The following is a 25,499-nucleotide window of genomic DNA, read 5'->3' on the forward strand; positions in this document are numbered from 1 at the left end:
AATGTGAAACTGTGTGAGTTTATGACACTTTCAAGCCATTTTTCAGGCCATTTTTGTCATAAACGTAGTCAGTAACTCGCATCGCCCCACCGCCGCCGGCCATAAACGCAGCCACTAACTCGCGTTGGGGTTAAATAATAAAAACCGCCTCCCGCCACATCCGAAATGAAATCGGAAAATAGCAGGAAGCGGTTAATTTCACGGCACAAGCGCCACAAGAACGGCACAGCGCCGAAAGGGGAATTAGCCCTCCAGCTTGTTGAAAGCCTTAGCCATACCGGACTTCTTGTTAGCCGCGGTGTTGCGGTGGAAGACGCCCTTGGTGACAGCCTTGTCCAGCTTGCGGGAAGCAACGCGCAGCTGAGCCTCAGCAGCAGCCTTGTCGCCAGCCTCAACAGCAGCCTGGAACTTGCGGATCTCGGTGCGGACTGCAGAGCGGATAGCCTGGTTACGCAGGCGAGCCTTCTCGTTGGTCTTGTTGCGCTTGATCTGGGACTTGATGTTTGCCATCGTGAATACCTCTTGTATCCGTAGTAGTTGGAATTGTTACCGTCCGCCACCAAGAAAAGTCCTGATCACAGTGCAGATTTCGGGTCGAACCTCTGCTGGTCAAACTAATTAACCAGCGAGTTAAAACCACCCACTGCGCTTATGCGACGATGAAAACGCGAACCCAAGGTCCTGCCCGCGCTCGCCGCAAAGGAACGCAACGGTAAACAACTTGCAGAATCTTAGCAAACAGCGCTGCCTAATACCAGCCGCTGCCTAGTTCCAGCTGCGGCTAATTCCAGCCATAGTCACCGCGCAACCGGGCGGCGATGAGCTCGAAGCGCCTGCGGGGCATCATTGCGCCTGCGCGGCGAATACCCGATTCTGGAATGAGCAAGATACGGTCCATGCGAACCCACGATGGCTTGGGGTCTTCATTCCAGAACCCGCTGCCGATAAACAGCCACTCCGGGTGCTCACTGTGCTCGGTGCGTGTGGAGATCAGCATGCCCAGAAGATACTGGTCGTGGCGACCAACCACGACCACAGCGCGCTCACGCAAAGCGGCATTTTCACCTTCGAGTTGCAGCGGAATCCACACCACTTCGCCGGGGTCGGCCTGGCCATCCATGTCGGGGCTGTAGACGATTGTGCGAGCCAGCTCCGCGGTTGGGCGCGCGATGGTCACCGAATCTCGCAGTCGAAGTAGAGCCTCCTTGGACTCGTCGGAAAGCGAGGTGTCCTGGGCGAGGCCTAGCTGCATGTTGAGCTTAAACAGCGCCTCGTCGAGTGTGTCGGGGCCGCGGAACCACTCGGTACCGGCGAAAAGACGCGCGCTGATGCGATTACGCAGGCGGCGTGGCCAGCTTTCGCGTTCATTTTGATCGGTGGACGAAGTGGAGCTCATGGAATCTAAGTCTAGAGGTTTAGTGCGGAGGGAATCGATAGGTAAGATTGTGCGTGATTGTATTTAAGCCCGGCTGGTCGGTTTTCGAGGCCGGCGCATATGGGTCGGCCAACGCCGCGCCCCAATGCCCATAACGTCTTTATTTTTCGGAGTAGACCCAACGTGACCAAGAATTTTGCGGAGCAGACTTTTACGGACCCTTCACGGATTCGAAATTTCTGCATCATTGCGCACATTGACCACGGTAAGTCCACCCTGGCGGACCGAATTCTGCAGCTCTCGGGTGTTGTCGAGGCGCGCGACATGCGCGATCAGTACCTCGACAACATGGATATTGAGCGCGAACGAGGCATTACCATTAAGGCTCAGAACGTGCGCCTGCCGTGGGTTCCGCGCACAGGTAAGCACGCAGGCGAAGAAATCGTCCTGCACCTGATTGATACGCCGGGTCACGTTGACTTCACCTACGAAGTCTCGCGTGCGCTGGAGGCGTGTGAAGGCGCAATTCTGCTGGTCGACGCTGCTCAAGGCATCGAAGCGCAGACACTGGCCAACCTGTACCTGGCCATGGAAAATGACCTGGAAATCATCCCGGTACTGAACAAGATTGACCTTCCAGCCGCGGATCCGGATAAATACGCGGAGGAAATTGCGCACATCATCGGCTGTGAACCGGAAGATGTCATGCGTGTTTCGGGTAAGACTGGTGAGGGCGTTGAGGAGATGCTCGACCGAGTCTGTGAGCTCGTCCCGGCACCGGTCGGCGACCCGGAGGCACCTGCCCGTGCGCTGATTTTTGACTCGGTCTACGACACCTACCGCGGTGTGGTCACCTACATCCGTGTTGTTGATGGTCAGCTCAAGCCGCGTGAAGTCATTCAGATGATGTCCACTGGCACTAAGCACGAGCTGCTGGAAATTGGCATTGTTTCGCCGCAACCGAAGAAGTGTAAGGGGCTTGGCGTCGGCGAGGTCGGTTATCTCATCACCGGTGTGAAGGATGTCCGTCAGTCCAAGGTCGGTGACACCGTCACGCTGAACGCCACACCGGCTGAGGAGCCGCTGGAAGGCTACGAAGAGCCCAAGCCAATGGTCTACTCCGGGCTGTTCCCAATTTCTCAGGCCGACTATCCTGACCTGCGCGATGCGTTGGAAAAGCTCCAGCTTAACGACGCTTCGTTGACATTCGAACCGGAGACCTCGGTGGCTCTCGGGTTTGGTTTCCGCGGTGGCTTCTTGGGCTTGCTGCACATGGAGATTACCCGTGCCCGACTGGAGCGCGAGTTCGACCTGGATTTGATTTCGACGGCTCCGAACGTTGTCTACCGCGTTGTCATTGAGGACGGCACCGAGGTCACTGTTCACAATCCGAGCGACTGGCCGGAGGGCAAGCTCCGCGAAATTTACGAGCCGATGGTCAAGTGCACCATCGTTGTGCCGAGTGAATTCGTTGGCCCCACCATGGAGCTGTGTCAGCAGAAGCGCGGCGAGATGGGCGGTATGGACTACCTGTCGGAAGACCGCGTGGAGCTGCGCTACAAGATGCCACTGGGCGAGATCATCTTCGACTTCTTCGACATGCTGAAGTCCCGTACCAGGGGTTATGCCTCGCTGAACTACGAAGATGCCGGCGAGCAGCTTGCGGATCTGGTCAAGGTTGACATCCTGCTGCAGGGAGAGGCCGTCGATGCTTTCTCCGCTATCGTCCACCGCGACAATGCGCAGTGGTACGGCAACAAGATGACCAAGAAGCTGCGCGAGCTGATTCCTCGCCAGCAGTTCGAGGTCCCGGTTCAGGCCGCAATCGGTTCGAAGATTATTGCCCGCGAGAACATTCGTGCACTGCGCAAGGACGTCCTTGCTAAGTGTTACGGCGGTGACATCTCCCGTAAGCGCAAGCTGCTGGAGAAGCAGAAGGCCGGTAAGAAGCGTATGAAGAACATCGGTTCGGTTTCGGTGCCGCAGGAGGCATTCGTGGCTGCGCTGTCCACCGACGAGGGCGGTAAGTAAAGGGGAAACTGCATGCCACGGAAGCGGAAGAAACTGGTCGAGAACTTCGAAGAGCTGCTCGAAGCCGGTGACATGGATGCGCTGAAAGCGGTTTATGACACTTGCGCACTCAACGCAGTTTTCGGATACAGCAAGGACACTGCACTGGCGCTCCGTGGCACCTCTCCGGAGCTCATGCGCTGGCTCGTTGATCAGGGGCTCGACGTCAACACCGAGAACCGCTTCGGTAAAACCGCCCTGGCAGAGCACGCAAGCCGGGGCGACATCGACAAGATGAAGCTCCTGCTCGACTGCGGTGCAGACATCGAAGCGGGCACCCATCCGCCGCTTTTCATGGCTGCGAAGAGCCATCAGCCCAAGGCCATTGCGCTTCTGCTGGAAAATGGCGCTGACCTTCACCGCGAGAACCGGCTCGGTCACGGGCGAACCGCATTCAAAGAGGCGGTTGCTGCTGCCGATACCGATTCCCTCAGTCGAGTCCTAGACAGCATCGAGGTGCTTCTGGACGCTGGTTCGGAAATCGACGACGAAGTGCGCGAAGAGTTCACCAAGTTCGGTCGCCGCTACAACCGCATGTCAGAGAAGCAACGCGACAAGTACCAGCCAGTTATGGATCGCCTCTACGAGCGCATCGGTGCGGAACGTCCGGACGTGATTACACCTCACGATGGCCACAGCGACATCATTGTCCCCGCAGGCAAGTCGACCAACGGTCAGTTCCGATACCTCTGGAACTACCTGGTGCCGGGTGGTGGCGCAGCCGCGACTGTGCAGGGCGAGGTTATTCGCATCGTGGGCCGGCTCGGGTACGAGGCCCTGGAGATGGGCTACGTCAACTGGGACGAAGACTTTGTCGCGATGACCGACTTTTGGCTGGAGACGGTTGGGGCTGCCGAGGATGCAATGGCCGTCGTAAAGCAGCGCAAAGCTGGTGAGGCGGACATTGATGCGTTGACGGCAGCGGCGGTCGCGTGGGTGGCAGAGCACCCGCAGCCGATTGCATTGGGCGAGGTTCCGTACCGACGCTAGCTCCCAAGACGCTAGCCCCAGTCGGGTGGCAAAGAACGGTTAATGGCCAACCTCTGCATTTATCAGTTGTGTCAGACGTTATCTTTGATGAGTGGAATCCGTATACCTAACAGCAATACTGTTTTCGATTATCGGCGGGCTCGGTGCTTCGTTGCTTCGGCTGCCGCCGCTGATTGGTTTCCTTGGGGCCGGTTTTGCCGTTCATGCAATGGGACTTGAGGAAATCCCGTTTATTGATTCGCTGGCCGAGCTCGGTGTTACCACCTTGCTCTTCACAATCGGTCTGAAGCTGAATCCCAAGGATATCGTGGCGCCGCGAGTGGTCTTTTCAGGGTTGGGTCACGCATTTTTAAACACGGTGGTTTTTGCCGTGCTGTTTGGTATCGCCAGTTTCTTGCCGCTGCGTGAACTCACGGGGCTGTCGGTGACTGCGTTGATTTACATCGGCATCGCGACTTCCTTCTCGTCGACGGTGTTTGTGATGAGCCACTTGGAGGAGCAGAACCGCGGTGCTTCGGCCATCGGACGCATCGCGATTGGTGTGCTCATTCTGCAGGACATCATTGCGGTCGGTGTGCTGGTGGCATCGTCGGGTAAGACCCCGGAGCTGTGGGCGCTGGCTCTACCACTGTTGTTCTTCATCCGTCCGCTGGCGGCGCGTCTTCCCAACCGCATGTTCCGCACTGAGCTGCTGGTTCTCACCGGCATTGGTATTGCTGTGGCCGCTTACTCGGCTTTCGAGCTGGCAGGGCTGTCCGGCTCGCTGGGGTCCTTGGTTGCCGGTATTCTGCTGTCCTCGCACCCGATTTCTGACCGTCTGTCGGAAGCTCTGATTAGTATCCGTGAGCTGCTGCTGGTCGCGTTCTTTATCGAAATTGGCCTCGGTGGTCTGCCAAGTGCTGGCGGCTACGTTATCGCCGCGATTATGGTCCTGTTCCTGGTGTTCAAGGTCACTATCTTCATCGGGATTCTCAAGCGCACCGGACTGTCCCTGCGCACTAGTGCGTTGGCGGGTCTGACGTTGAGTAACTACTCGGAGTTCGGCCTCATTGTCATGGCTGCGGCGACGCAACAGGACATTCTGCCCGATGAGTGGACCTCGATTATGGCAGTCGCCGTGGCGGGTAGCTTCATTGCCAGCTCGCTGATGGTCCCGCATGAGGACAAGCTGGTCAGCTTCCTGCAGAAGTTCGTCCCAGAAACCCCAGAGGACCGCCTGGTCCCAGAAGAGGCAACGGTCATTATTGATAACGCTGATGCCCTCATCATGGGTATGGGGCGCGTCGGCGTCGGTGTCTACGGCAGGTTGGTTAATGAGTACGGCATGAACGTCTTTGGCGTTGACTTCGATGAGGATCGCATCGAAGAGCTGCGTGAGCAGGGCTACCAGGTTATCCCGGGTGATGTGACAGACCCAGAGCTGTGGCACCACATCGAGTTGGAGAAGAAACCAGCGCTGTACGTGTTGGCGCTGTCTGAGCACGCTGAGACCTACGCGATGATTCAGAACATCCGTAAGCAGGACACCGAAGCCGTGGTTGCTACCACCACTAAGGTGCAGAGGTTTAAGGATCAGCTTCTCAACGTTGGTGCCGACATGGCCGTCTACCTTTATGACGGTGCTGGCGAGGAGCTTGCCGACCGCGCAGTGGAAACACTTCAGCAGCGTTCGTAGTCGGATCCGTGACCCCGTGATGGGCTAGCAGGGCTGCCGCGGCTAACCGCACTTTCAGATAAGCCTAAGCTGGAACTATGACTGATTTATATCTCGTGCGGCACGGCGAAACTGAGTGGTCGCGCACTGGGCAGCACACATCGGTAACTGATCTTCCTCTGACTGACAACGGTAGGGAAGAAGCCAAGGCCCTCAACGGCTGGCTGGATCCGAAGGACTTTGGGCTAGTGCTGGCATCACCCCGCCAGCGTGCCCAAGAGACCGCTCGATTGGCAGGATTCCACGACTTCGAAGTCGAAGAGGATCTCGCGGAATGGTTCTACGGCGACTACGAGGGGATTACCTCGAAGGAAGTGCAGAAGACTGTTCCCGACTGGCAGATTTGGACTCACGGTGTGCCCAATGGCGAAACCGCGGAGGAAGTCCGTGAGCGCGTTGAGCGCGTGGTCAAAAGGGTTCGTGAATCGGGTGAAGACAAGGCGATTTTGTTCGCACACGGTCACTCGCTGCGTGCGCTCACTACGGCCTGGTTGGAACTGCCCATTGAACTTGGCCAGTCCTTCCCATTGAATACTGCGTCCCTGTCAGTGCTTGGTCGCTACCATGACCGGCCTGCGGTTCTGCGCTGGAACCTCTCGCGGGGGCTGTAGCGGCGTTGTGGCCGGTGCCTCAGTGAATTCGCCGACGCTATTCAAGCCGCCGCCATTCAAGCTTTGTAGGAGACACCCCGTGAATCACAATTCCGATGCTTTCGCCCGTGTAGTCGACCGTGCTCGCGGCGTTCTCTATGGCCAGGTCATCGGCGATAATCTCGGGGCGCTGGTGGAGTTTCGCAGTGCCGAAGACATCGCACAGCGCTACCCACACGGTGTTCGCGAGCTTGCCGATGGCGGCACCCACAATATCGCCGCCGGCCAGCCAACCGATGACTCCGAAATGGCGCTGGCGCTGGCGCGCTCACTCGTGCGCTGCGAAGGCTATGATGCCGCCGATGTCCGTGAGTCCTATGTGCGCTGGGCGAATTCCGATGCCTTCGATATGGGGGAGGCCACCACAGCGGCGTTGCTCCGGCGCGCGCCGAACCCGAACTCCCAGGCCAACGGTGCGCTTATGCGCATCTCACCGCTGGCTATCGCATACTGGCGCAATCCCGCACGCGCTGGTGAACTCGCACGCAAGGACGCCGCAATCACTCATCCGCACCCGTCGTGCATCGACGCCAATTCACGTTACGCATCCGCGCTTGCCGACGTCATCAGCGGCGGCCTCCACCAGCCGCGCCGCGGCATTGGCGTGAGCGCGTTGACGGAGTGGTTGGCCTCGCAGTGCGTGCAGTGGGAGGCCGAGTGGCAGGCCAGTGGGGTCATGTTGGACAGCGGCGAGCCGGATTTTTCTGTGCATCAGGGATGGCTGCGCTTTGCGCTGTGGGCACTGCATGAAGAACTGCGCCGGGTAGAAGAAAAATCCACGACCTTTGAGGACTCTCTGGTCCGAGTCATTGGCCGTGGCGGCGACACCGACACTAACGCGGCCATTGTTGGTGCTTTTCTCGGTGGCGTCTTTGGGGCCTCCGCCATTCCGCAGCGGTGGCGGGATGTCATTGATTCCTGCTCGCCGAAGCGAAACCGGCCCGCGGAGTATCACCCAAACGATGTTGCGGACTTGGCGGAGAAACTGGCAGGCATCACGAGCTAATCGGGAGCTAGCCACCGCGCCGTGCCTGCTCCACGCCTGCCCCGGCCCGGCTCACGCAGTACTCACGCAGCGCGCCGCGCCGGGCTCACACTGGCCCCGCTGACACTAAACAGCGTCCGCGCTGCGCTCAATTTTCTCCAACCGGTTCTTCAGGTCAATGACCGCGGCCATGCTGCCGTCAAAGACTTCGACAGGGGAGCCGTAGTCGTTGTAGGGCGCATTGAACAGGTCGGACACGGTGACAATGCCATTTTGAACCAGGCCTGTAATCACTCGGTTCATAAACTCCAGCTGCACCGAGTTCAAATTCGCACCGTCAATCAGGTCCGCGAAAGCCGCACGGGCAGCGCCTTCCTCAAGACCGATTACCGTGCGCACGAAGCGGCTGAGCGACATGCCGAGTCGGTGCTGCAGCTCTTCGACATCGCCAATTCCGGCTTCAGCGACGAGCTGCTCCAATGACTCCACATCTACTGGTGTCAGCGGAATCGCCTTGTGTAGCTTCTGCAGCACAAGGGAGTCACCATGTTCTTCCAGAAGTTCGTGAATCTTCTGCTCAATGCTGCTTTCGGTGACGGCAAACGATGCTGCGGAGGCAGGTAATTCCACTTCCTGTAATTCGCCAAACTCGTCTTCAATGTCGGTGATTACGACATTGCGCCTGCCACGGTCGACATGTCGCACCAGAGAACGCATGCCACGGCGCAGTAGTTCTAGCTCCTCCAGGCTGATGCCTTCCCACCACGACTCAGATGCCGCATTTTCCAGCAACTCAGCTTGTGCTGCAATCTCTGGAACATTGAGTTTGGTCAGCAGGTTCTCCGCCAGCCGCATGACACGACTGCGGGGTGCATCCGGTACAGTCCCATCAACCGATTCCAATCCCTCGGCGACAGCTTCCTGCATCTTCAAAATCAGCAGATCGAAGCGCTTCGCAAATTCCTCGTCCGCTGCAGATGCAAACGGCAGGTCTGCCAGATAGTCTTCGAGTTCCGCAATATCTGCCGCATTCAACTGTTTCCACGAGTCCGGGCGCAGGTATTTTTCCAGATACGGTCGCGTCTTCGGGCCGACCAGCGGACTGTTGACTGGAACCTGCGAGAGCTGATTACGCAGGTGCGTCTTCACCGAATCCGCCAGGTCAGCGTTGGTATTCGAGTGCCCCAGCAGGTCAATCAGGCGAAGGCGGGCGAGGAATAGTCGTTCCTGCAGTGACCTTTGTGCTGAACCGTCAGTGCTTTCCGACGAAGCCTCTGCGCTAAAACGGTGGAAGTTATCGCAGTAGTCGAAGACATAGAACTCCGTCTTATCCATGCCTTCACCAAAAAGGTTCTTGCAGGTACGAGTACCGCGGCCAATCATCTGCCAGAACTTGGTCTTGGAATGGACGGGCTTGAAGAACACCAGGTTGACGACAGCCGGAACATCAATACCGGTATCCAGCATGTCCACACTCACCGCAATGTCGATGCTGCCGGGTTTGCTGGATTCGAAGGATTCAATCAGCTGGTTTGAGCGGGAGGATTCATGGGTAATGACCTCGGTGCGCAGCGTCGGATTAGCCACCTGCAGGCGCTCGCCAATCTTTTCCGCATGGGCTTGGCTGCGTGCGAAGAAGATGGTCTTACCAATGCGGTCGGCGCCAGCGACTTTGATGCCGTTGGCCAGCACTTGGGTAATGACCTGGTCAATGGTGTCTTGGTTAATCAGCTTGGAGTTGATCTCTGATGCGGTAGCACCTTCGGGTGCGGCCAGCTTGGCGCCGTCTTCGTCGGTACCCCAGTCCTTGTTATCCCACTCAATCTTCTCTTCTTCGCTGAGTTCGTCGTAGATGATGCCGTCGCTCAGGATGACAGAGCTGGTGGAAAACACCTTGTAGGGAACGAGATAACCGGCGGCGGTGGCTTCTTCCAGGCCGTATTCGCCGGTTGGTGTGCCCTTGGGAAGTTGGAAGAGGGAATAGGTGTTGCGGTCGACCTCGTCGCGCGGGGTGGCGGTGAGGCCGAGGAGCAGCGAGTCAAAGTAGTCGAAGATTCGGCGGTAGCGCCGATACACACTTCGGTGTGCTTCATCGACGACGATGAGGTCGAAGGCGTACGGGTCGAACTGTGTGCCCATAAGCCCGACCATGGTCTGGTAGGTGGACACGTACACTGACCCGATGCCGTTGGGGTTTTCCAGCAGGTTGACGATGCCTGCTTCTTCGTAGTGAGCCTGGAAGTTCTTCGCAGCCTGCCGCACCAACGCTGTGCGGTCGGCCAGGAACAGAACGTTCTTCACCCAACCGGCCTGCTGCAGCAGTTTGACTAGGGCAATGGACACGCGCGTCTTACCCGTGCCTGTTGCCATCACCAGCAGTGCACGACGGTGTCCTTGCCCGTAGTGCTCGGTGACGGCGCGGATCATCTGCTCTTGGTAGAGACGGCCAGCAATGTCACTGTCAACTGGGATTTCCGATAGCGCCTGTCGCTGCGAGCGCTTGGAGATCATCAAGTACAGCTCATCCGCGGTCGCATACCCTTCCACGGCGCGCGGCTGATAGCCACCAACCTCCGGAAGCCCCGCGGCATCGTCCCACAGGTGAACTTCGTAGCCGTTGGTGTAGTAAATCACCGGGCGGCGACCGTAGTGCTGTTCAATCTCGTCGGCGTATTCGCGGGCCTGCTCACGCCCAGCGATGATTGACGCGGCGGTTTTCTTCGCCTCAACGACAGCCAGCGGCTTGCCGTCTGCTCCCAGCAGCACGTAGTCCGCGCGTGCCCCAGAGGGCAAAAGGAACTCGGTAACGAGGTTGCCAGCGGCAGTGGTAAACCCTGCTTCCGCAAGCATGGGGTCGATGATATCGCGGCGGGTGTCTTCCTCGCTGATGGCGTAGAGATCGCTGGTATCCACTGTCCCCGCATCTGCTTGTGCGGCGACCAGTTCTTCACGAGTCTTCTCTTCCAGCTGCTTGCGCAGTGCTTCCAGCTCTTGGCGGAGCTGCTCTTGCGCCTCAGCGTCCTGAGCCGCTTTCTTCCGAAACAGTTCTTGTTGACGCAGGTGTTCTTCCCGCTGTCGGTGCAGCTCTTCGCGTTCTTCGCTCAGTAGCAGTGCGTCGCGCTTGCTGGCGTCGAGTCGGCGCTGCAGCTCTTCCAATTGGGCTTTGCTTGCCGACGGCTGTTTCGGAGCCTCCTTGAGGAATTCCGGATTAAATGGTGCGCTCGGCAGCGCTGTTTTTCCCTTGTCTGAGGTGTTAGCGGTAGCCCACACCAGGAGGTCATACAATTGCGCGATGGAGCGGACCGCTAGTTGTGGGTCAAAGAATGCGGCCCCGTGTGCGGCGATGTTGCCGATCTTGCGGACCGCAGTGATTTTCCCTTGAATGACCTGCGGCACGAACTGGCGGAATTGCGGCCGACCTGTGAGTTCAGCGAATGAGTACCCTTCAGTTTCCAGCCCGAGAAACTTGCAGATGTGGAAAGTCAGTCGCTCGGCGACAAACCGAGACTGGAAAGCGGAAGCCCTGGGATTGGAGAGGGCTGCGGCTTCAGCATTTCGGCAGTCAGCCAGGAGTGAGGGGAAGGCAGCCCCGACGAATCCGAAGTTGGTTCGAGGTGCTGCCATGTGTTCCTCCGAAGGTTGCTGATTGGGGTCGGTGCGTGGCTGGGTGCTGTAGTTCGTGCATTCAACAGCGTTTATGCGATGAGTCGAGTATATCGAGGTAAGCGTCAGCCAATCACTAGAACGCGCAAAGCGCAGGTTCGTTGAGAGACCGGCATCAGCGTTTCTATGATTCCGAGACTTTAGAGCTGTCCTGCGAATGCTCGGGTTGCGAGGGACTGGTGGAGTTCTTCGAGAAGTGCGAGTTTTCTACTTTGCAAACGAACAATAGTTTTTAAGTTCTCGAAGAATTGGGAAAACCAGTGCTGTTCGTGCATAGGGGGAACAGGAAGTGCTATATCTTCAAATGCGCTCTTTTTTACAATTCCCTTTACCCCTCCAGTAGATTTATCACGCACTAACTCGGGATATGAATTTAAAGCTGCGAATAAAAAAGCACTACTGGATATCTCCGGTTTGGGTGTCAGGGAGTTAATTTGTTGGTTAAATGCAACGTCTTGTTCTATGAGTGAACTTTTCCCGATGCTATTTATGCTTCCGGCAATACAAGTCACTAAAATACTTCCAGGTTCGGCTATTCTTCCTTTTTGAGCGCCCTGTTCGCTTAAGGATTCCTCTGGGGTGGTGATTCCCCAATCTCCTAGATTGTCAGATTTTGCCCATGGAATATAACTTCCATAATTTTCGGTTACTCTCCTAGGCGGCGTATTGCCAGTTTTGACGACTGCAAGTTCAGACAATTTAAGGATAGGGAGGTGTTTTTGGTTTTGATATGGGCTACCGAAGCGTTGATTAAATACTGCGTTGAGGGTCTCTTTCAATCGATCAATAGTAATTCGCTCTCTTTCAATCGATTTTGTGGATTTAGCAAGAACCTTAGAGATTCTCCGCTGCTCCTCGAGGGGAGGGAGGGGAATTGTTAACTTAAGGAGACGCTTCGCATTTATTCGAGGCAGATTGATTCCATTTACATTGTTTTTGACCTGGCAATAGAAGTGGTGGGAAAGTAGTGCGAAATATAGGTATCTGTGATCGATATCCTGTTTAGGAGTTAAAACTGTAATATCGGTAGAGCAAATACCGTCTGTGTCTGCTAGAGCCACTTTCCTGAGGTTTGGGCGTAAGCGACCGAATAACAGGTCTCCCTTTCTATAGAGGGACTTTGCCGATTTTGGATTAAAATCTTCAACACTGGATGATGCAGCAACCCCGCCGCCTTCAGCCATGTGTTCTAGCCCGATAAACGGAAACTCGTTAACTGAAGAAAAATCAACAATTGACTCACCGCGGAGTGAAACTACATCCCCCAACTTCACCATTGGCCACTGGCTCATTTCGCACCTCCCAGAAGGTCCTTGAGTTCCTTCATGCCAGCCGCAATTTCGACATCAAGCGCTTCAATTTCAGCGATGATTTCTAGCGGATCGCGGGTCTCAACATCCTCGAAAACGATTTCCTTGTAGCGGTTCATTGACAGGTCGTAGTCATTGTCCGCAATCTCAGCTACCGGCACGCAGAAGCTCTGCTCGGTGCGGGCACGCTCGCGCTCGGAAGTCTCTCGAAGAGCAAAGCGGGCCACAACATCGGGAAGGTTGTTCTTCTCATGCTGCTCCGCAGTCAGCTTGACCGGCTCCGGTCGGTCGGTTGGATCATCATCCTTAGGCAGGCGATCCTTGGGCACAGGTCCCAACAAATTCAGCGGCAGCAGCTCGGTGCGCTTGTCGTCCAACGAGCGACCGTCGGCAAGCACTTCGTAGAACCAGACGTCGTCGTTCGCCTTCGAGTCGGTGCGCGTGAAGCACAGAATTGCGGTGGACACACCCGTGTACGGCTTGAACGCACCCGACGGCAGCTTGATGATTGCGTCGAGCTTCTGGTTTTCTACCAGCTCTTTACGAATCGCCTTGTGTGCCTTCGTCGAACCGAAGAGAACGCCCTCGGGAACGATGACGGCGGCGCGACCACCGATCCTGAGCAGCGACAGGAAACGGTTGATGAACAACAACTCTGTCTTCTTGGTCTTGCCAAGGGAGGTGAGTTCTTTATCCAGGTTGCTTTCATCCACACTGCCCGCGAATGGCGGATTGGCGAGGATGAGGTCGAAGCTTTCCTTGTCTTCGTCGGGGATAGTGCCCAGGGAATCTCGGTAGGCAATGTTCGGGCTGTTAAAGCCATGCATGAACATGTTCATCGCAGAAATCCGCACCATGGTGGAGTCAAAGTCGTAGCCGGTAAGGCCGTGCGCCTCGAAGTTGTCACGGACCGACTTTTTCATCAACTCGTCGCTATGGTGATCGCGAATCCACTCGGATGCGTTGACCAGGAAGCCCGCAGTACCGCAGGCGGGGTCGCACAACCGGTCACGATGGATACAAGAACCTCTTTTGAGGGGTCACCACAGTCAAGCGCCGCTATCCGCTATGACCAGCAATTTTGTGCCGGATAAGCAGATCGAGAACTGGGTTGCCATGCTAGCGAGAGGGTCACCTCGCAAGGGGCAGGTTCACCTCTGAACCGGAGTGAACCAGTCAGGATTTCGCGCGCAGCAATTGCTGAGCAGGTGATCGTAGCAACGGAAACAACCAGCGTAGACGTCGCGCTGTTCCTTCCCGGAGGAGCTCGAGAGAAGGGAACAGCGCGAGGACGTGGTAAAGATCAGAGTGGCGCGCTTACAACAGCCCCATCTAACAGGTACCTGTCGCGGTCTTAAGCGCGTCCCGGAACTCCGTCATACGGTTCTCCTGGTTGTAGAACGGCAGCCCGATGATGCGGTAATCGGTATTGTCGACATAGACGGTGTGCGGGATTGCGTTTTGCTCGATGGCGAGTAAGAAGTCCTCCTTCCACTTGTCAGTTTCGAGCAGGTGCGTGCCCTTCGGTTCCACGTAGAGCTGTTGCTGTTTGTAGGGCTGTCCCTTCTTGCGCAAGAAGAGGAGGAAGTCGGGCTCGAATCGCTCGCCGGTTTCGAACGAGTAGATGGCCAGCGGTGCGAGCCTTTCGTTGCGCACCAGATAGACCTCGTCGTATCGCTGCTTGAGGTCGTCGACAACGGTTGAGAAGTATTTGACGAAGGACTTCTCTTCGCTAGTGCCGTAGTTGTCGTTGTAGACATACCATTCAGCGTTCTCAAGGTCTACGCGACGGCTGGAATCGGGATCGCTAATCTGGCTGGAGCCGATCCCACCTTCGACCGGATTCGCGATCTGTAGGCGCTTGTTGCGTAGCACTTCGTTCAATCGTTTGGCTTCGAACTGGTGCGTGCCTCGGTAGGTGACCTTGATGCCTGCCAAGTAGCTGGCGACGGCTAGGAACACCTTGTCCAGGCCCGCCCGCAGATCGGTCGCGGTGAGGTCTTCCGTGTCGCTTTGGAAGGTGATCTCAGTGTCGCCTAGGTAGTCGCTAGACGTGATGAACTCACGGGCCGAGTTCAGATGAGGGAAATAGTGCTTAAGCACCTCGAAACGCAGTGCGTCGTAACTTGCCAACGATCCCAAGGCCACGTTCAACGGTATCTCGCTGATCTTTCGGCGGATCGTATGAGCCTTCGGGCTCTTGGGCGCATCTGTTTCCTCGCTGTCAGTCTCGAAGAGGCTCACGAGCTGGGAAGGTGCGTGGCGGACGTCGAGCTGATAGATCGCAGACTTCACCCGGTTATCCAGCTGGGTGACCTCTTCGCGGGAGACTTCCTCGCGGTGGTTACTGAACACCATCGCTTCGTGGTAGAAGTCCGTCTGTTTGAACTCCGGTTTGAGTTCGTAGGTAACTTCGGTGACTTCGTCGGGCAGCAAACCTGTTTCACGTAACGCGAGGCGAAGCTCGGTGATGTACTTCGAGTCTTGCTTGGAGTGGTAGAGCAGGGTTTCAAGGAGTCGGTTCGGGCTATCAAGATCCTGATCGTACTTCCGGACGAACCTGTCCTCTGGATCACGTTCGATGGACTCATTCTCGAGCATAAACGGGAAGTAGCGGGCTCCGCGTCCGATCAGTTGCGCTTCCTTGATCGTGTACGCGCCGGGTTTTCCTGCTTTGCCTCCCTGCCGTGTTTCGTAGAGACGCACAATGTCGTAGAGGTTGAGAACATCCCAGCCTTCGTTGAGCATGTCGACTGTGAAGATAATTCGATACGGGTTGGAGTGATCTTCGAGCGAGTTCACTGCCAGTTGCTTCTCCGTTGAGTTGTCTGTGGAGCCGTTCATGATGATGGCGTTCTCTTCGCCGAACCCCTGCTGAATACTCGATCGCAGGGAGCGCAAGCTCGGGTCCTTCGCTTGGAAGTAGCTAATCACCTCTTTCATCAGACCGCCGGTGGCCATCTCGAGGATCTCGTTCTCGGTGAGTCGTTGGAGTCGCTGGAAAAACTCGTTGTAAAACGCTTTAGAGTCATCGATCCTTTGCGACTTCAATAGCACCACGGGCTTCGAGAAGACGCCACCGTCGGCAAACAGCGCGCGACGATACTCCGACAAGACAATTGCTTGAAGAGTTCTACTCCATGGATCAAGGACAGACTGGAAGTTCTGAAAGTCTTTGGTGAACCCGGACTCACGGAAACGCGCCAGCGGGTAGTCGAAGACGATCTTGTCTTTGTACTTCTGCAGGATGTTACGGTCGCGCAGATCGACAGTCGCAGTAAACTCCAACAACACATTGTCCCGATTGCCCAGGAACGCTGAGCTGACCGTGTACTCCCACGAGCGATCTTCCTCGTCCTCAGCCTTCGTTGCCCTCTTGGTCCGCGTATTCACGTGGTGCGACTCGTCCGAAATCATCACCACGGGAGCATCCTCGAAGTCATTGGTTGTGAGCGCATCTTCCTTCGGGTCAAGGAAATCTATGTGCAGCTTCTGAGTCGTGGAAAAGCAGAGGTTGATTGCGTTCGGGTCGGCCGCAGCAAAGTTGCTGACCTCATTGATAGGCACCCGCATACCGTCAATCTCGATTGACTCCGCGAAGAGATACTTCGCTGAAGCCGAGTCCAAGAAGTTGGCTTTGGTCTTCTCGATAATGTTCGTTTGGTTCACGAAGAACATGAAATTACGGTAACCAAGCGAGTAGTAATGCAAGATAAGGCCAGCCATCATGACGGTCTTACCTGAACCCGTCGCCATGTGATAGAGGAGATGAGTCTGGCGGTTCTTCGACAACTTATCATTACTCAAGTACTCGAGCGTATTTGAGAACGCATGCGCTTGGTATTCACGCAGCTCGATGTGAGGGGCGAGATTCTGCTCGATGTGTGTGGGTAGCTCATGTCGCGCCCCGAAGTCATAAAAGAGATCGAGTTGCTGGAACAGAAACATGTCTTGGGTACTGGGGACGCTCATTATTCGCCCTTCTTGTAGAAGGACTTCGTGAACGCAATGTCACCCTCTGAAAGGCCTAATTCTTCGTCGTCAACATCAGACGCATTGATGTACAAACGATTCTTATCGATCAACTCTGCTACGATCTGCTTTTGCCTCTCAACCGTGAGCGATTCAAAATCTGTAGCCGTACCTTTCAGTTCACTCGGCAATACGGAAGGGCGAAGCAAACCACGCTCGGTTGCACGATCCAGCACTGCCGCTACGTCAGCAGTTCCATGGGCATCCTCCAGTCGTCTCATAAGCTCTTCGCCCTGTTCGGCCAGTTCCACATAAACGAACGAGCCGCCACCTTTCCAGTTGTGAGCTTTTGAAACTCCGCTCTGCTCTCCATCGATAACCGCGCGTAACCGAGGGACCGTAATAGTCTGGATATACTCCATCTGTTCAACGCCAATGTAACGACGCCCCAGTTTGTGCGCGACCGCAGCTGTCGTTCCAGAGCCAAGGTGAAAATCCATAACGAGATGACCCGGCTGAGAAAACATCTCGAGGTAAAACTGGATATATGCTTCAGGCTTCTTTCCATTCCTGAACGAAACGCCACCTTCACTATTCACAATGTTGTATTCCTTCACGAAATCAACGAAATTGGGGTACGGCTTTAGCGTCACGTCGCTGCTTAGCGGTTGACCCGGGTAGTAGAAGCCATTCTTATTGTTCCCCTGAGGGAGCTCAAAGATTCTGAAGTCGCGGCCGTCATCACCCATGTTAGGTACCGCGAATACAGTTCCCTTCGGGTATTTATCAATAAATGGTTCAAGGTGTGCGACATAAAATCTCCCACTTGAATTCTTTTCGCGGATGCTCCCACGAATAGACATGGATTTAAGCCCGCCCGCATGGCCGACTGATCTTGTTTTCTGCACTCGATCCGGAAGATAGACCTTGACTGATTTTCCGGCCAGCGTGAGTTGATCATTGGGTTCACCGAGGAACTCGAAATCGTACTGATAATCATCAGTAGTCTTCTTAATCTCTCTCTTTGGAACTTCAAATGATGGTGACTTGGAATAGATCAGGGTGTACTCGACAACGTCATTGAATCTCTTATCCCCAGTCAGGCTTCTATCGGGATGCCGAACTAGCGTATTCATGTCAAACTGGTGGCACTGCTCAGAGAATATCTCGTCAGCGACTACGCGCAGATAAGGGTACTGGTGAAAGCTGCACTGAATAAGTTGACACCGTCTTGAGATAGAAGCTTTCTGGCAAGCTCCAGCCTATTTTTCATAAAGACAAGCCATGAGGAGCGACTAAACCGGTCGTTGTAACCAAAGCTGTCAGATCCGGTGTTATACGGCGGATCGATGTAGATACACTTAACCTGGCCTTCGTATCGCTCTAGCAGCGAGCTCAGTGCGAGCAGGTTGTTACCTTTGATGAGGAGGTTTTCGTTCTCATCAAACTCTGTCAGGCGTTCCTCCCCTTCTGCTGTATATCGAGTCGCATTACAGAAAGCTTTCGGTGCGAGGAGCCTGGCCACCTCGTCTGGAGCGAGAGTTTCGTTGTAGAAAACCTCGTCACGGCGCTCGTCTTCTTTGTCTTGACCGCCTTCGAGTACGCAGTCCTTGTACGGCCAGACGAGTGATACTTCATTCGATGAGGTCAGGAGATCGTGCTCGTTGACTGAGAGGCCGATTTTGTTTCGGTAGGCCGTGTAGCTGTCAGGCAGGAACTCCTTTGAGCTGACCACCCACATGAATTTCTCTTGGTCGAAAATGGTGATGCCATCGACGTTTTTGAAGAAATGCTCTTTAAGGAGAGGGGATGCCACTAGGCTGCGGATTAGCTTGGCATCTAGCTGCGAAACAGCGTCGCGAACCCGTGGTTTGAGTAGTTGGCCGTCCTGTGAAACGAAGCGCTCATCGCTCTTGAGCACAACTTCGAGTTCTTGTAGGAACTTCATTGTTCCACCTCTTTCTTGATGGTTTCGGACGTGGTTCGCCGCTGGTTGTTTCGTGTTGAGGGAAAAGATTGGTTTGCGTGAGACATCGCAGTGAATGCCTCGTTGTATCTGGACCGGCGATCGAAGCGACTATTATTCGAATCTGAGATGGCCACGCAATTTGCCAGCAGGCTTTCTCGGCGGTATGCAACATGTTGGCTCATGTGTCTTCTTCTCCTTTCTCTTTGTCAGCGGGCAAAACCTCGACGATGTCTGCCATTTGGCAGTCCAGCGCTCCGCATATTCGTGCGAGCACTTGTGTTGTCACTGTCTCGTCGCGTCCCATCTTGGCGATAGTGGCGCTTGAGAGGCCGGTTGCTTTGCGTAGGTCTTGTTTTGTCATGTCTTTGTCGATGAGGGTTTTCCAGAGAGGTTTGTAACTGACCGCTGGTGTCGTCATTCGGAATCTTCCTCTTCTGCAACGTCTATGACGTCTTTCAGGTAGCCGTAACGGCCGTTTTCGGTGTTTTTGGTGAACTCAATGAGATTTCCCATAAGGGAGCGGTCAACCCCGGGAACTTTGTCGGTGTTCTCCAGGATGATGATTTGCTGGTGTGCAGCCTCTTGCGTCAGATAGGTGAAGAGTCCCTCGCGCATGGATTCTGCCGCTTCTGCACGTCCTTGGTCAAAACCTTTAAGTGGAGAGTCGATGACCAGGACTCCTGGGTAGTGCGGTGAGCGCCGTTCCCGTAGATACTTGTGGAAGGCCAGCATGAGTACCGTGTTGAAATAGGCTGAATATCCCTTGCCTTGCTCATCTTTTTTCGGGTAACCGGCAACCTCGATGTCCACGGTTTCTTTGTCGAAGGAGACCCTGTCTGCTCCCACAAAGTGCGCAGTCCGCAGAATGTCGGTCATGATCTTGCGCATGCTGTAGAAGAAGTTCGGTTCGAACAGGTCGAGTGGTTTGAACTTCTCAGTCGCCTCTGCGGGAATTTCCATCTCATCCAGGTCCGCTTCCAAGCGATTGCGCTGCTCCAACAGCTGCTCGTGAAGCACTTGAGCCTCCTGGGCCGCTTTCAAGTTAGAGAGTGTTTGCTCGAGCTGAAACCGCGCTGGCTCAATTTGCTGCGTGAGCTGATCATGAAGAGATGCACGCTGTTGCTGCAGGTTAGCTCGTCGGTTTCGGAGCTCGCCAAGCACCTGGTGAAGCTGTTCTTGGTTTCTATGCGCACCTTGGGCCAGCTGCGCGATACGCTCATGGGCTTGACTGAGGGCCGTGGTGTCAACATGGTCATCGATATCGGCGTTGTAGTGATTTCCACAGAATGCGCAGGTGTGTTCGTCGGATTCCGCGACATGTAGCGCAGCTGCCTTCAGCTGGAACTCGAGTCGATCCAGATCAGCCTGGTACTGAGTGACCAACTTGCCTCGCTGGGCGGCGAGAACTTCCAGTTCAGGTAGTTGCTGATCTACTTCGTTGAGTTGCTGCGTGACCAGGGCATCCTTGGCCAATACCCGTTCGCGCGCTGACATGATCTCGTTGAGGTCGGAACGCAGTTTGGCAGCAAAGGCATCGAGCGTATGCCCCTGCTGTGCAGCCTGCTCAAGTATCTGTTGGGCTTGTTGAATGCGTGTTTCAAGCTGATCGAGTTTGCTGTAGATGAAGCGTTCGACTGCGCGCCTACGGGCACTGCGTTGGGCGGAGGTCTCGTGATCCTCGAATTCGTCTAGATTCGCATCTTGGATAAGTACCAGCAATGTGCTCAGGGCCGCCGTTTTGGAGAACACAGAGAGGTTCCGAGGCATCAGCATCGACGGTTCTTCACGGTCAATCTGGCGTTCGTTCACCAAGATGATGTGGTCTAGTGAATCCCATGTCAGTGGCTGCTTCTGGAATGCCTCGTTCTTGATGACTTGGCGTGACGGGTCGATTCCGAGCAGTGTCATCATGACGTTGTTTATCGGACGCTTAGATTTCCGGCTCAGGTGGTAGGTCGCACTCTCGATTCGAGGGTCAGTGGACTCAACCTCGATCGGCTTGCCACGTTCAGAGTCCCGGTGGAATGTGACTTCACCGTCTGGTGTCACGATCGTGACGTGCGCACGTGTATACCCGGTCTTCCGGGTAAACGGCAGGCTCTCATTATCGCCGAACACCCAACCGATGGTTTTGAAGATCCTTGTTTTGCCAGTGTTGGAAGGCCCGATGACGGTGTTCAGCCCTGGCTGGAAATCGACCGTTGAGGCTGTACCGTCGTCTCGGGTGCCTGCGACTTGTTTGATCCAGAACTTGGGAGTCATTGCGCTGCCCCTTGTGTCGTGCGCTGGACAAGCACACCGATGAGTTGTTGTTCGACGAGCGTCTTGACTGCGGTCCTGTACTCGTCAGCAAAACTCCCATCGAGCAGAGTTTGCTGATCGGTCGCCGACTCGGCGGCAGTGAACGATGTTGCCTGTTTGTTCGATAGTGCGTACCCCGACCGGACGAGACGTTTGAGCCCTGCTTCGACCCTTGCGCGGCGTGCGTCGTACTCAGCGAGTGCGAACTCGTTGTCGCCGTGGATGTTCCGGTCTCCGTACCCAAAGAACTGCATGTACGTAGCAACCAGATCGATCGCCGTGATCTCATCGAGGCTCGCTGGTCGGTCGATGATGGGCAACGCCATGAGTAAACGCGCTGATGTCTCTGAGGAGCTGTTAAACAAGCCTGCGCACATTACTCATCCACCCACATCATGCGCCCCTCGTTGGTTAAGACATGGCACATGCCCTTGCGATGCCTGTTTTGTATCAACGTCGGGAATTGGGTGATCACTGAAGCTGTCAACTGTGTTCGAGTAGAAGCGGTAAGCGTGGCTCGCATGCGCTTCAGCCCATTTGGATGATCATCGCGACAGGTGTCAATCACCCCGTCGTAAAGATCATCCTTGAGCTGGTCAAATACGCCCTGGTCTTCCAGAACGTCGCGAAGATTACGACTGAGCCCTTGCGCATCCCAGAAGTAACCGCGCTGCTCTTGGTATTCACGTTCATGGCACTCGGGAAGGTCAGTGTCTTGGGCATAGTTGGCTTGATCGAAGCTGCCGAAGGCAAGACAAAGCTGACGGATATAACGGCCTTCAATGTCTGCGTCAGGTGCTTCCGGTGGCTTCGGGGCATCAGGCCACCGCACCTGGCTCCGTCCGAGCATGAGTTTCTGACCCTCGATCCGCCCTTTCGACAGCTCGATGCCCTCGAAGAGCTCAATGATGGGGGCGACGGGGATGTTATCGGCAAGGATGTCTTTGCCTTGGCTGTTGGCGTCCAAGATGGCTTGCAGCCACCGGGTCAATGCCGCAGACAATTCTTCTAGAGCTGCAATTGTGATTCCGAATTCCGCGAGGGCACGCTGGAAGTCTTCCAGGGCATCAATACTGAGCTGACTTAATAGTTCTTCGAGTGCCGACTGATCTATGTGAGCGGCAAAGCTACGCGCTTTCCAGGCGGGCAGACGCCGCTTGCCATTGAAGATCTTATTCAGATCAGTTTCGTTGACGCCTTTCCAGACCCCCGCTTGAATCGCGGTCGCACCAATTGGGCGTTGCGCCTCATTCGCGGATTCGAATTCCTCCAACTGGTAGGTGTCCAAGATGATGTCAAAAAAGTCCTTAACGAACCCTTGCTTGGTCTTTGCCATGCCGGGCAGGTGTCGATAAAGCAGCTGAAGATAAGGCCCCAGAGCGTACGTGTCCTTGGGCTTCTCTGCCATCAGGCACCTCCTACCTGCGGATCTTGTCACTACCTTGCCTCATCTCGCCTCATCTCGCCTCGGGTGAAAAAGGCCCTTCTCTCTAGCGTGGAAATCAGTGAGCGAGAGCTAGATCCGGACGGACGGAGCGACAAACTCATCCTACCGCTTCTGCTCGCGATCGTGGTCAGAAAGTTCACGTTCGTGAGCACTCCTTGCTCATCTGGGCGCGGCAACTGCCGCGTCCAAAGCGGACCAGAGGAAGGAGGACAGCGATGAGTAAAGCACGCAACATCAAGCAGACGTCGCGAGCCGTCGCCAGGCAGGCGTCAGCCGTACTTCGCGACGGGCGTAGCAGCGCTCGGACCAAGTCGGTCGCAGCGTCCGCGCTTGCGCAGGCGCGCCCGAAGCGGCGGAAGTAGTCGCATCTGGTCCGCAGCGTAGCTAACTGAGGACCTCACTTTTCAACCTTTCATTTCAGGAGACAACTCGTCGGGCCCGGCGGGTACCTGCCTGGGCTGTCAGCTCCCTGCTGGCTTCCAGGTAGGTGCCCGCCTTCTTTGTGCCCGATGACCTCCTGAAACAACAAGCCGACGCAGCTCTGTCTCCGCAATCCACCCAGCTGGTGGAGAAACGGAGACCACGGTGTCCCACCGTCCTCACAAACCACACCATGCCCCTTACTCCATCCGGACCAAGAGGTTGGGCGGCCAGGTGTGCACCCAGATCTACGTGCCTTCGTCCATCTCGAAGGACGGCATCCAGAACTATGCGTGGATCGAGCTCGTCGACCCACCCGTTGGAGACGAAGAACTTGGCCTCAGTGCCGATGAGGTTCTCGCCTTGCTCTACGACCCGACGTACGTGCCGGAGTGGAAAGTCGCATATCTGCGCGCTGCCTACCGCAGTTTTCGTGCCGTTGAGAACGCTCGAAATCGTGGCGACCTGTCCTACAGCGACTGGGAGGTCGAGGTCCATGACGGACCCCAGTATCTGAACGTCTCGGTTCATGAAGACCAGGTCGACGGGGAGTTGGTTGTCGATTGGCTGCTGTCTCAGGTCAGCGTCAAGCAGGCCGAGCATATCCGACTGCACGTGTTTGAAGGGCTCTCCTTCGTCGAGATCGCGCGTGAGGAGTTGCCCGGTGCAGGCGAAGCCGATTTGGCCAAGCGAGCGAACAGCATCGGGCGCTCGGTTAAGAGAGCACTGAAGAAGCTTCGCGAATTCATCGAGCAGGAATGTCCGGATCTGGCTCCCGTCGGGGGCGTATGAGTGCCCGGCCCGCATGAAGGCCAGCACAATCCGACGCTCATCTGATTCACAAGGAGGAAACGATGTCGAAGCATCGTCTCAAGGTCACGTTGACTGACCAGCCCGAACCTGACGCTGAGGTCTCTACCCGCAAGGTCAGTATCCGAAGCAGGATCGCCCGCAAGCTGCTCGGCAACCCCCAACAGCTCACCGTACTCGTGCCGGGCAACCAGGTCCGCTCAGTAGAAATCATCCGCCCAGACGACGACCTCATGGCACTGGCCCGTGCCGTCGGGGTTACCCAGAGCGGTGGTGATGCCGCGTGAACGTCACCGAAGCGAACCGCTACATCCCGGCGCTGAACCGGATCGCGGAGGGGGTCACGATGCTGGCCTCCGCGATCGAAGAAGCCGCGTGGGAATCGTTCGAGGATCACCCCGGGATGTCGGGGGCTCGCCCGATCGCCGCAGCCCAGCTCGCCCAGCCAGCACTGGAAGCTGCAGCCGAAGAGTACGACGCGGCCCACCAGCCGCCAGCCCTGGCCCCGGTCCCGGAGGTTGTGCAGGTGTCGTTGGAGCAGGTCCGCACGGTTCTGGCGCGCCTGTCACAGGCAGGCCACACCGCGCAGGTGCGTGAGCTCATCCAGGCAGCTGGCGCAAACAAGCTCTCCGAGGTTGACCCGTCCAAGTACGGGCAGCTGCTGGAGCAAGCGGAAGCGATTGCTGATGCCTGACCAGCACGCACTGCTCAGCGCCTCGGGAGCGCACCGCTGGTTGGCCTGCCCGCCGTCGGCAACGCTGGAGGCCGGGCTGCCGGAGTCCACCTCGCAGGCTGCCGAGCAGGGAACCGCCGCGCATGCGCTTGCGGAGTGGAAGCTGCGCCGCGCCCTGCATGACGCGCCGACCACGAAGCCTGTCTCGAGCTGGCATGACGAGCAGATGGATGCCCTGACGGATGACTACGTGGCCTTCGTCCAGGAGCGGCTGCGTGATGTGCGGCAGGCGTGTGCTGATCCGCAAGTGCTCATCGAGCAGCGCCTGGACTTCTCCCACGTGGTGCCGGGTGGGTTCGGCACTGGCGACTGCGTGATCATCGCTGAGCCCACGCTTCAGATCATCGATTTGAAGTACGGCCAGGGTGTCATGGTCGAAGCCGAGCACAACCCGCAGCTCATGTTGTATGCGCTCGGAGCGTTGAATGCGTTCGGGTCGCTTTACGACATCACCGAGGTGGCGGTGACGATCTTCCAGCCCAGGCGCTCGAACGTCTCGACGTGGACGATCCCGGTGTTTGAGCTGGAGGCGTGGGCGGAACAGGTGGTGAAGCCTCGTGCCGCGCTGGCTGCCAGCGGTGATGGCGAGTTCGCTCCCGGTGAGTGGTGCCGGTTCTGCAAACTCTCACCTACCTGCCGGACGCGTGCTGAGGCGAACCTTGCGCTTGCCAAACATGAGTTCGCACCACCTGCCGAGCTCACCGATGCCGAGATCGCACAGGTGCTGGCCCAGCTTCCGGATCTGAAGGCCTGGGCTGCCGATGTGGAAGCGCACGCGCTGTCGCTGGCGGTGAACCAGGGCAAGAACTGGCTCGGGTTCAAGCTCGTCGAAGGCCGCTCGATCCGCAAATACTCCGACGAGTCCGCTGTCGCTCAGACGGCTGAGGCAGCCGGTGTCGACGTGTGGGATCGCAAGCTCAAGACCATCACCGCGCTGGAGAGGCAACTGGGCAAGAAGCGGTTTTCCGATCTCCTCGGGGGCCTCGTGGTCAAACCCGCCGGTAAGCCCACGCTCGTGCCCGAATCCGACAAGAGACCCGCACTGGAAATCCAGTCAGCAACAGATGAATTCACTGCAATCAAGTAACGA

At 56.4% G+C, this 25,499-nt stretch carries 19 protein-coding genes and 2 pseudogenes; 10 read left to right on the top strand and 11 right to left on the bottom strand.

Annotated elements, in window-relative coordinates; genetic code table 11:
• Nucleotides 1-243: 243 nt before the first annotated feature.
• Together rpsT and ADB02_RS00100 are read right to left on the bottom strand one after the other, a co-directional pair.
• On the bottom strand, nucleotides 244-510 hold the full coding sequence (gene rpsT / locus ADB02_RS00095; RefSeq protein ID WP_016422323.1) for a 30S ribosomal protein S20: 267 nt from the start codon (nucleotides 508-510) through the stop codon (nucleotides 244-246).
• Nucleotides 511-781: 271 nt separating this feature from the next.
• On the bottom strand, nucleotides 782-1,396 hold the full coding sequence (locus ADB02_RS00100) for a type II toxin-antitoxin system PemK/MazF family toxin (protein WP_049189284.1): 615 nt from the start codon (nucleotides 1,394-1,396) through the stop codon (nucleotides 782-784).
• A gap of 162 nt (nucleotides 1,397-1,558) precedes the next feature.
• On the opposite strand from ADB02_RS00100, the gene lepA reads away from it, so the two are divergent.
• The 5 genes from lepA (at nucleotide 1,559) to ADB02_RS00125 (ending at nucleotide 7,805) form a co-directional block, all read left to right on the top strand.
• Nucleotides 1,559-3,406, top strand: coding sequence for a translation elongation factor 4 (gene lepA / locus ADB02_RS00105; protein WP_049189285.1), 1,848 nt, complete (start codon nucleotides 1,559-1,561; stop codon nucleotides 3,404-3,406).
• Between the two features lie 12 nt (nucleotides 3,407-3,418).
• Entirely contained in the window at nucleotides 3,419-4,435 is a 1,017-nt protein-coding gene (locus tag ADB02_RS00110) for an ankyrin repeat domain-containing protein (protein ID WP_049189286.1), read from the top strand.
• A 91-nt stretch (nucleotides 4,436-4,526) separates the two neighbouring features.
• A complete protein-coding gene (locus ADB02_RS00115) occupies nucleotides 4,527-6,110 on the top strand; it encodes a cation:proton antiporter family protein (RefSeq protein ID WP_049189287.1) in 1,584 nt (527 codons plus the stop codon).
• A gap of 77 nt (nucleotides 6,111-6,187) precedes the next feature.
• Nucleotides 6,188-6,760 (top strand): histidine phosphatase family protein, encoded by a 573-nt coding sequence (locus ADB02_RS00120; protein ID WP_049189288.1) that lies wholly within the window; start codon nucleotides 6,188-6,190, stop codon nucleotides 6,758-6,760.
• 79 nt (nucleotides 6,761-6,839) lie between these two features.
• Entirely contained in the window at nucleotides 6,840-7,805 is a 966-nt protein-coding gene (locus tag ADB02_RS00125; RefSeq protein ID WP_049189289.1) for an ADP-ribosylglycohydrolase family protein, read from the top strand.
• A 105-nt stretch (nucleotides 7,806-7,910) separates the two neighbouring features.
• Here the strand turns inward: ADB02_RS00125 and ADB02_RS00130 are convergent, their stop codons facing one another.
• The 9 genes and pseudogenes from ADB02_RS00130 to ADB02_RS00165 all read right to left on the bottom strand — a co-directional run bounded on the left by ADB02_RS00130 (nucleotide 7,911) and on the right by ADB02_RS00165 (nucleotide 22,407).
• Complete coding sequence (locus tag ADB02_RS00130) at nucleotides 7,911-11,408, bottom strand: DEAD/DEAH box helicase family protein (RefSeq protein WP_049189290.1); 3,498 nt, start codon at nucleotides 11,406-11,408, stop codon at nucleotides 7,911-7,913.
• Nucleotides 11,409-11,587: 179 nt separating this feature from the next.
• Nucleotides 11,588-12,739 carry a restriction endonuclease subunit S gene (locus ADB02_RS11175; protein ID WP_048735070.1) on the bottom strand — a complete coding sequence of 384 codons (1,152 nt, stop codon included), beginning with the start codon at nucleotides 12,737-12,739 and terminating at the stop codon, nucleotides 11,588-11,590.
• A pseudogene (locus ADB02_RS00135) lies at nucleotides 12,736-13,767 on the bottom strand (HsdM family class I SAM-dependent methyltransferase); the annotation flags it as partial. The gene ADB02_RS11175 and the pseudogene ADB02_RS00135, both read right to left, overlap by 4 nt.
• A 322-nt stretch (nucleotides 13,768-14,089) precedes the next feature.
• Nucleotides 14,090-16,729: a DEAD/DEAH box helicase family protein gene (locus tag ADB02_RS00140; RefSeq protein WP_049189291.1), complete on the bottom strand. Its 2,640-nt coding sequence runs from the start codon at nucleotides 16,727-16,729 to the stop codon at nucleotides 14,090-14,092.
• Nucleotides 16,729-18,677: pseudogene (locus ADB02_RS11830) on the bottom strand (DNA methyltransferase). Before ADB02_RS11830 ends, ADB02_RS00140 begins: the two are co-directional and overlap by 1 nt.
• Nucleotides 18,678-18,876: 199 nt before the next feature.
• Complete coding sequence (locus tag ADB02_RS00150; RefSeq protein WP_049189292.1) at nucleotides 18,877-19,116, bottom strand: helix-turn-helix domain-containing protein; 240 nt, start codon at nucleotides 19,114-19,116, stop codon at nucleotides 18,877-18,879.
• The gene (locus ADB02_RS00155; RefSeq protein WP_049189293.1) at nucleotides 19,113-20,960 is read right to left on the bottom strand and encodes an AAA family ATPase; all 1,848 of its coding nucleotides are present in this window, start codon (nucleotides 20,958-20,960) and stop codon (nucleotides 19,113-19,115) included. Before ADB02_RS00155 ends, ADB02_RS00150 begins: the two co-directional genes overlap by 4 nt.
• The gene (locus ADB02_RS11090; RefSeq protein WP_152682022.1) at nucleotides 20,957-21,364 is read right to left on the bottom strand and encodes an ABC-three component system middle component 2; all 408 of its coding nucleotides are present in this window, start codon (nucleotides 21,362-21,364) and stop codon (nucleotides 20,957-20,959) included. Before ADB02_RS11090 ends, ADB02_RS00155 begins: the two co-directional genes overlap by 4 nt.
• Nucleotides 21,365-21,375: 11 nt before the next feature.
• Entirely contained in the window at nucleotides 21,376-22,407 is a 1,032-nt protein-coding gene (locus ADB02_RS00165) for an ABC-three component system protein (protein WP_049189294.1), read from the bottom strand.
• Nucleotides 22,408-22,661: 254 nt separating this feature from the next.
• Between ADB02_RS00165 and ADB02_RS11570 the strand changes: the two genes are divergently transcribed.
• The 5 genes from ADB02_RS11570 (at nucleotide 22,662) to ADB02_RS00185 (ending at nucleotide 25,496) form a co-directional block, all read left to right on the top strand.
• Entirely contained in the window at nucleotides 22,662-22,808 is a 147-nt protein-coding gene (locus tag ADB02_RS11570) for a hypothetical protein (RefSeq protein WP_165994867.1), read from the top strand.
• A 265-nt stretch (nucleotides 22,809-23,073) separates the two neighbouring features.
• Nucleotides 23,074-23,658, top strand: coding sequence for a sigma-70 family RNA polymerase sigma factor (locus ADB02_RS00170; RefSeq protein ID WP_049189352.1), 585 nt, complete (start codon nucleotides 23,074-23,076; stop codon nucleotides 23,656-23,658).
• A gap of 62 nt (nucleotides 23,659-23,720) precedes the next feature.
• Nucleotides 23,721-23,963, top strand: coding sequence for a hypothetical protein (locus tag ADB02_RS00175; RefSeq protein ID WP_049189295.1), 243 nt, complete (start codon nucleotides 23,721-23,723; stop codon nucleotides 23,961-23,963).
• Nucleotides 23,960-24,370: a hypothetical protein gene (locus ADB02_RS00180; RefSeq protein WP_049189296.1), complete on the top strand. Its 411-nt coding sequence runs from the start codon at nucleotides 23,960-23,962 to the stop codon at nucleotides 24,368-24,370. The genes ADB02_RS00175 and ADB02_RS00180 overlap by 4 nt, the downstream gene beginning before the upstream one ends.
• Nucleotides 24,363-25,496 carry a DUF2800 domain-containing protein gene (locus tag ADB02_RS00185; RefSeq protein ID WP_048735040.1) on the top strand — a complete coding sequence of 378 codons (1,134 nt, stop codon included), beginning with the start codon at nucleotides 24,363-24,365 and terminating at the stop codon, nucleotides 25,494-25,496. Before ADB02_RS00180 ends, ADB02_RS00185 begins: the two co-directional genes overlap by 8 nt.
• Nucleotides 25,497-25,499 lie beyond the last annotated feature (3 nt).

The organism is Corynebacterium sp. 212_CJEI, assembly GCF_001055915.1.
GTDB classification, from domain to species: Bacteria; Actinomycetota; Actinomycetes; order Mycobacteriales; family Mycobacteriaceae; genus Corynebacterium; species Corynebacterium jeikeium_D.

Excerpts from the sequence above, each read along its gene's own strand:
- ADB02_RS00130 (WP_049189290.1), bottom strand. The coding sequence starts at position 11,408 with ATGGCAGCACCTCGAACCAACTTCGGATTCGTCGGGGCTGCCTTCCCC.
- ADB02_RS00165 (WP_049189294.1), bottom strand. The coding sequence starts at position 22,407 with ATGGCAGAGAAGCCCAAGGACACGTACGCTCTGGGGCCTTATCTTCAG.
- ADB02_RS00155 (WP_049189293.1), bottom strand. The coding sequence starts at position 20,960 with ATGACTCCCAAGTTCTGGATCAAACAAGTCGCAGGCACCCGAGACGAC.
- ADB02_RS00185 (WP_048735040.1), top strand. The coding sequence starts at position 24,363 with ATGCCTGACCAGCACGCACTGCTCAGCGCCTCGGGAGCGCACCGCTGG.
- ADB02_RS00150 (WP_049189292.1), bottom strand. The coding sequence starts at position 19,116 with ATGACGACACCAGCGGTCAGTTACAAACCTCTCTGGAAAACCCTCATC.
- ADB02_RS00140 (WP_049189291.1), bottom strand. The coding sequence starts at position 16,729 with ATGAGCGTCCCCAGTACCCAAGACATGTTTCTGTTCCAGCAACTCGAT.
- rpsT (WP_016422323.1), bottom strand. The coding sequence starts at position 510 with ATGGCAAACATCAAGTCCCAGATCAAGCGCAACAAGACCAACGAGAAG.
- ADB02_RS11570 (WP_165994867.1), top strand. The coding sequence starts at position 22,662 with ATGAGTAAAGCACGCAACATCAAGCAGACGTCGCGAGCCGTCGCCAGG.
- ADB02_RS00175 (WP_049189295.1), top strand. The coding sequence starts at position 23,721 with ATGTCGAAGCATCGTCTCAAGGTCACGTTGACTGACCAGCCCGAACCT.
- ADB02_RS11175 (WP_048735070.1), bottom strand. The coding sequence starts at position 12,739 with ATGAGCCAGTGGCCAATGGTGAAGTTGGGGGATGTAGTTTCACTCCGC.
- ADB02_RS00110 (WP_049189286.1), top strand. The coding sequence starts at position 3,419 with ATGCCACGGAAGCGGAAGAAACTGGTCGAGAACTTCGAAGAGCTGCTC.
- ADB02_RS00100 (WP_049189284.1), bottom strand. The coding sequence starts at position 1,396 with ATGAGCTCCACTTCGTCCACCGATCAAAATGAACGCGAAAGCTGGCCA.
- ADB02_RS00120 (WP_049189288.1), top strand. The coding sequence starts at position 6,188 with ATGACTGATTTATATCTCGTGCGGCACGGCGAAACTGAGTGGTCGCGC.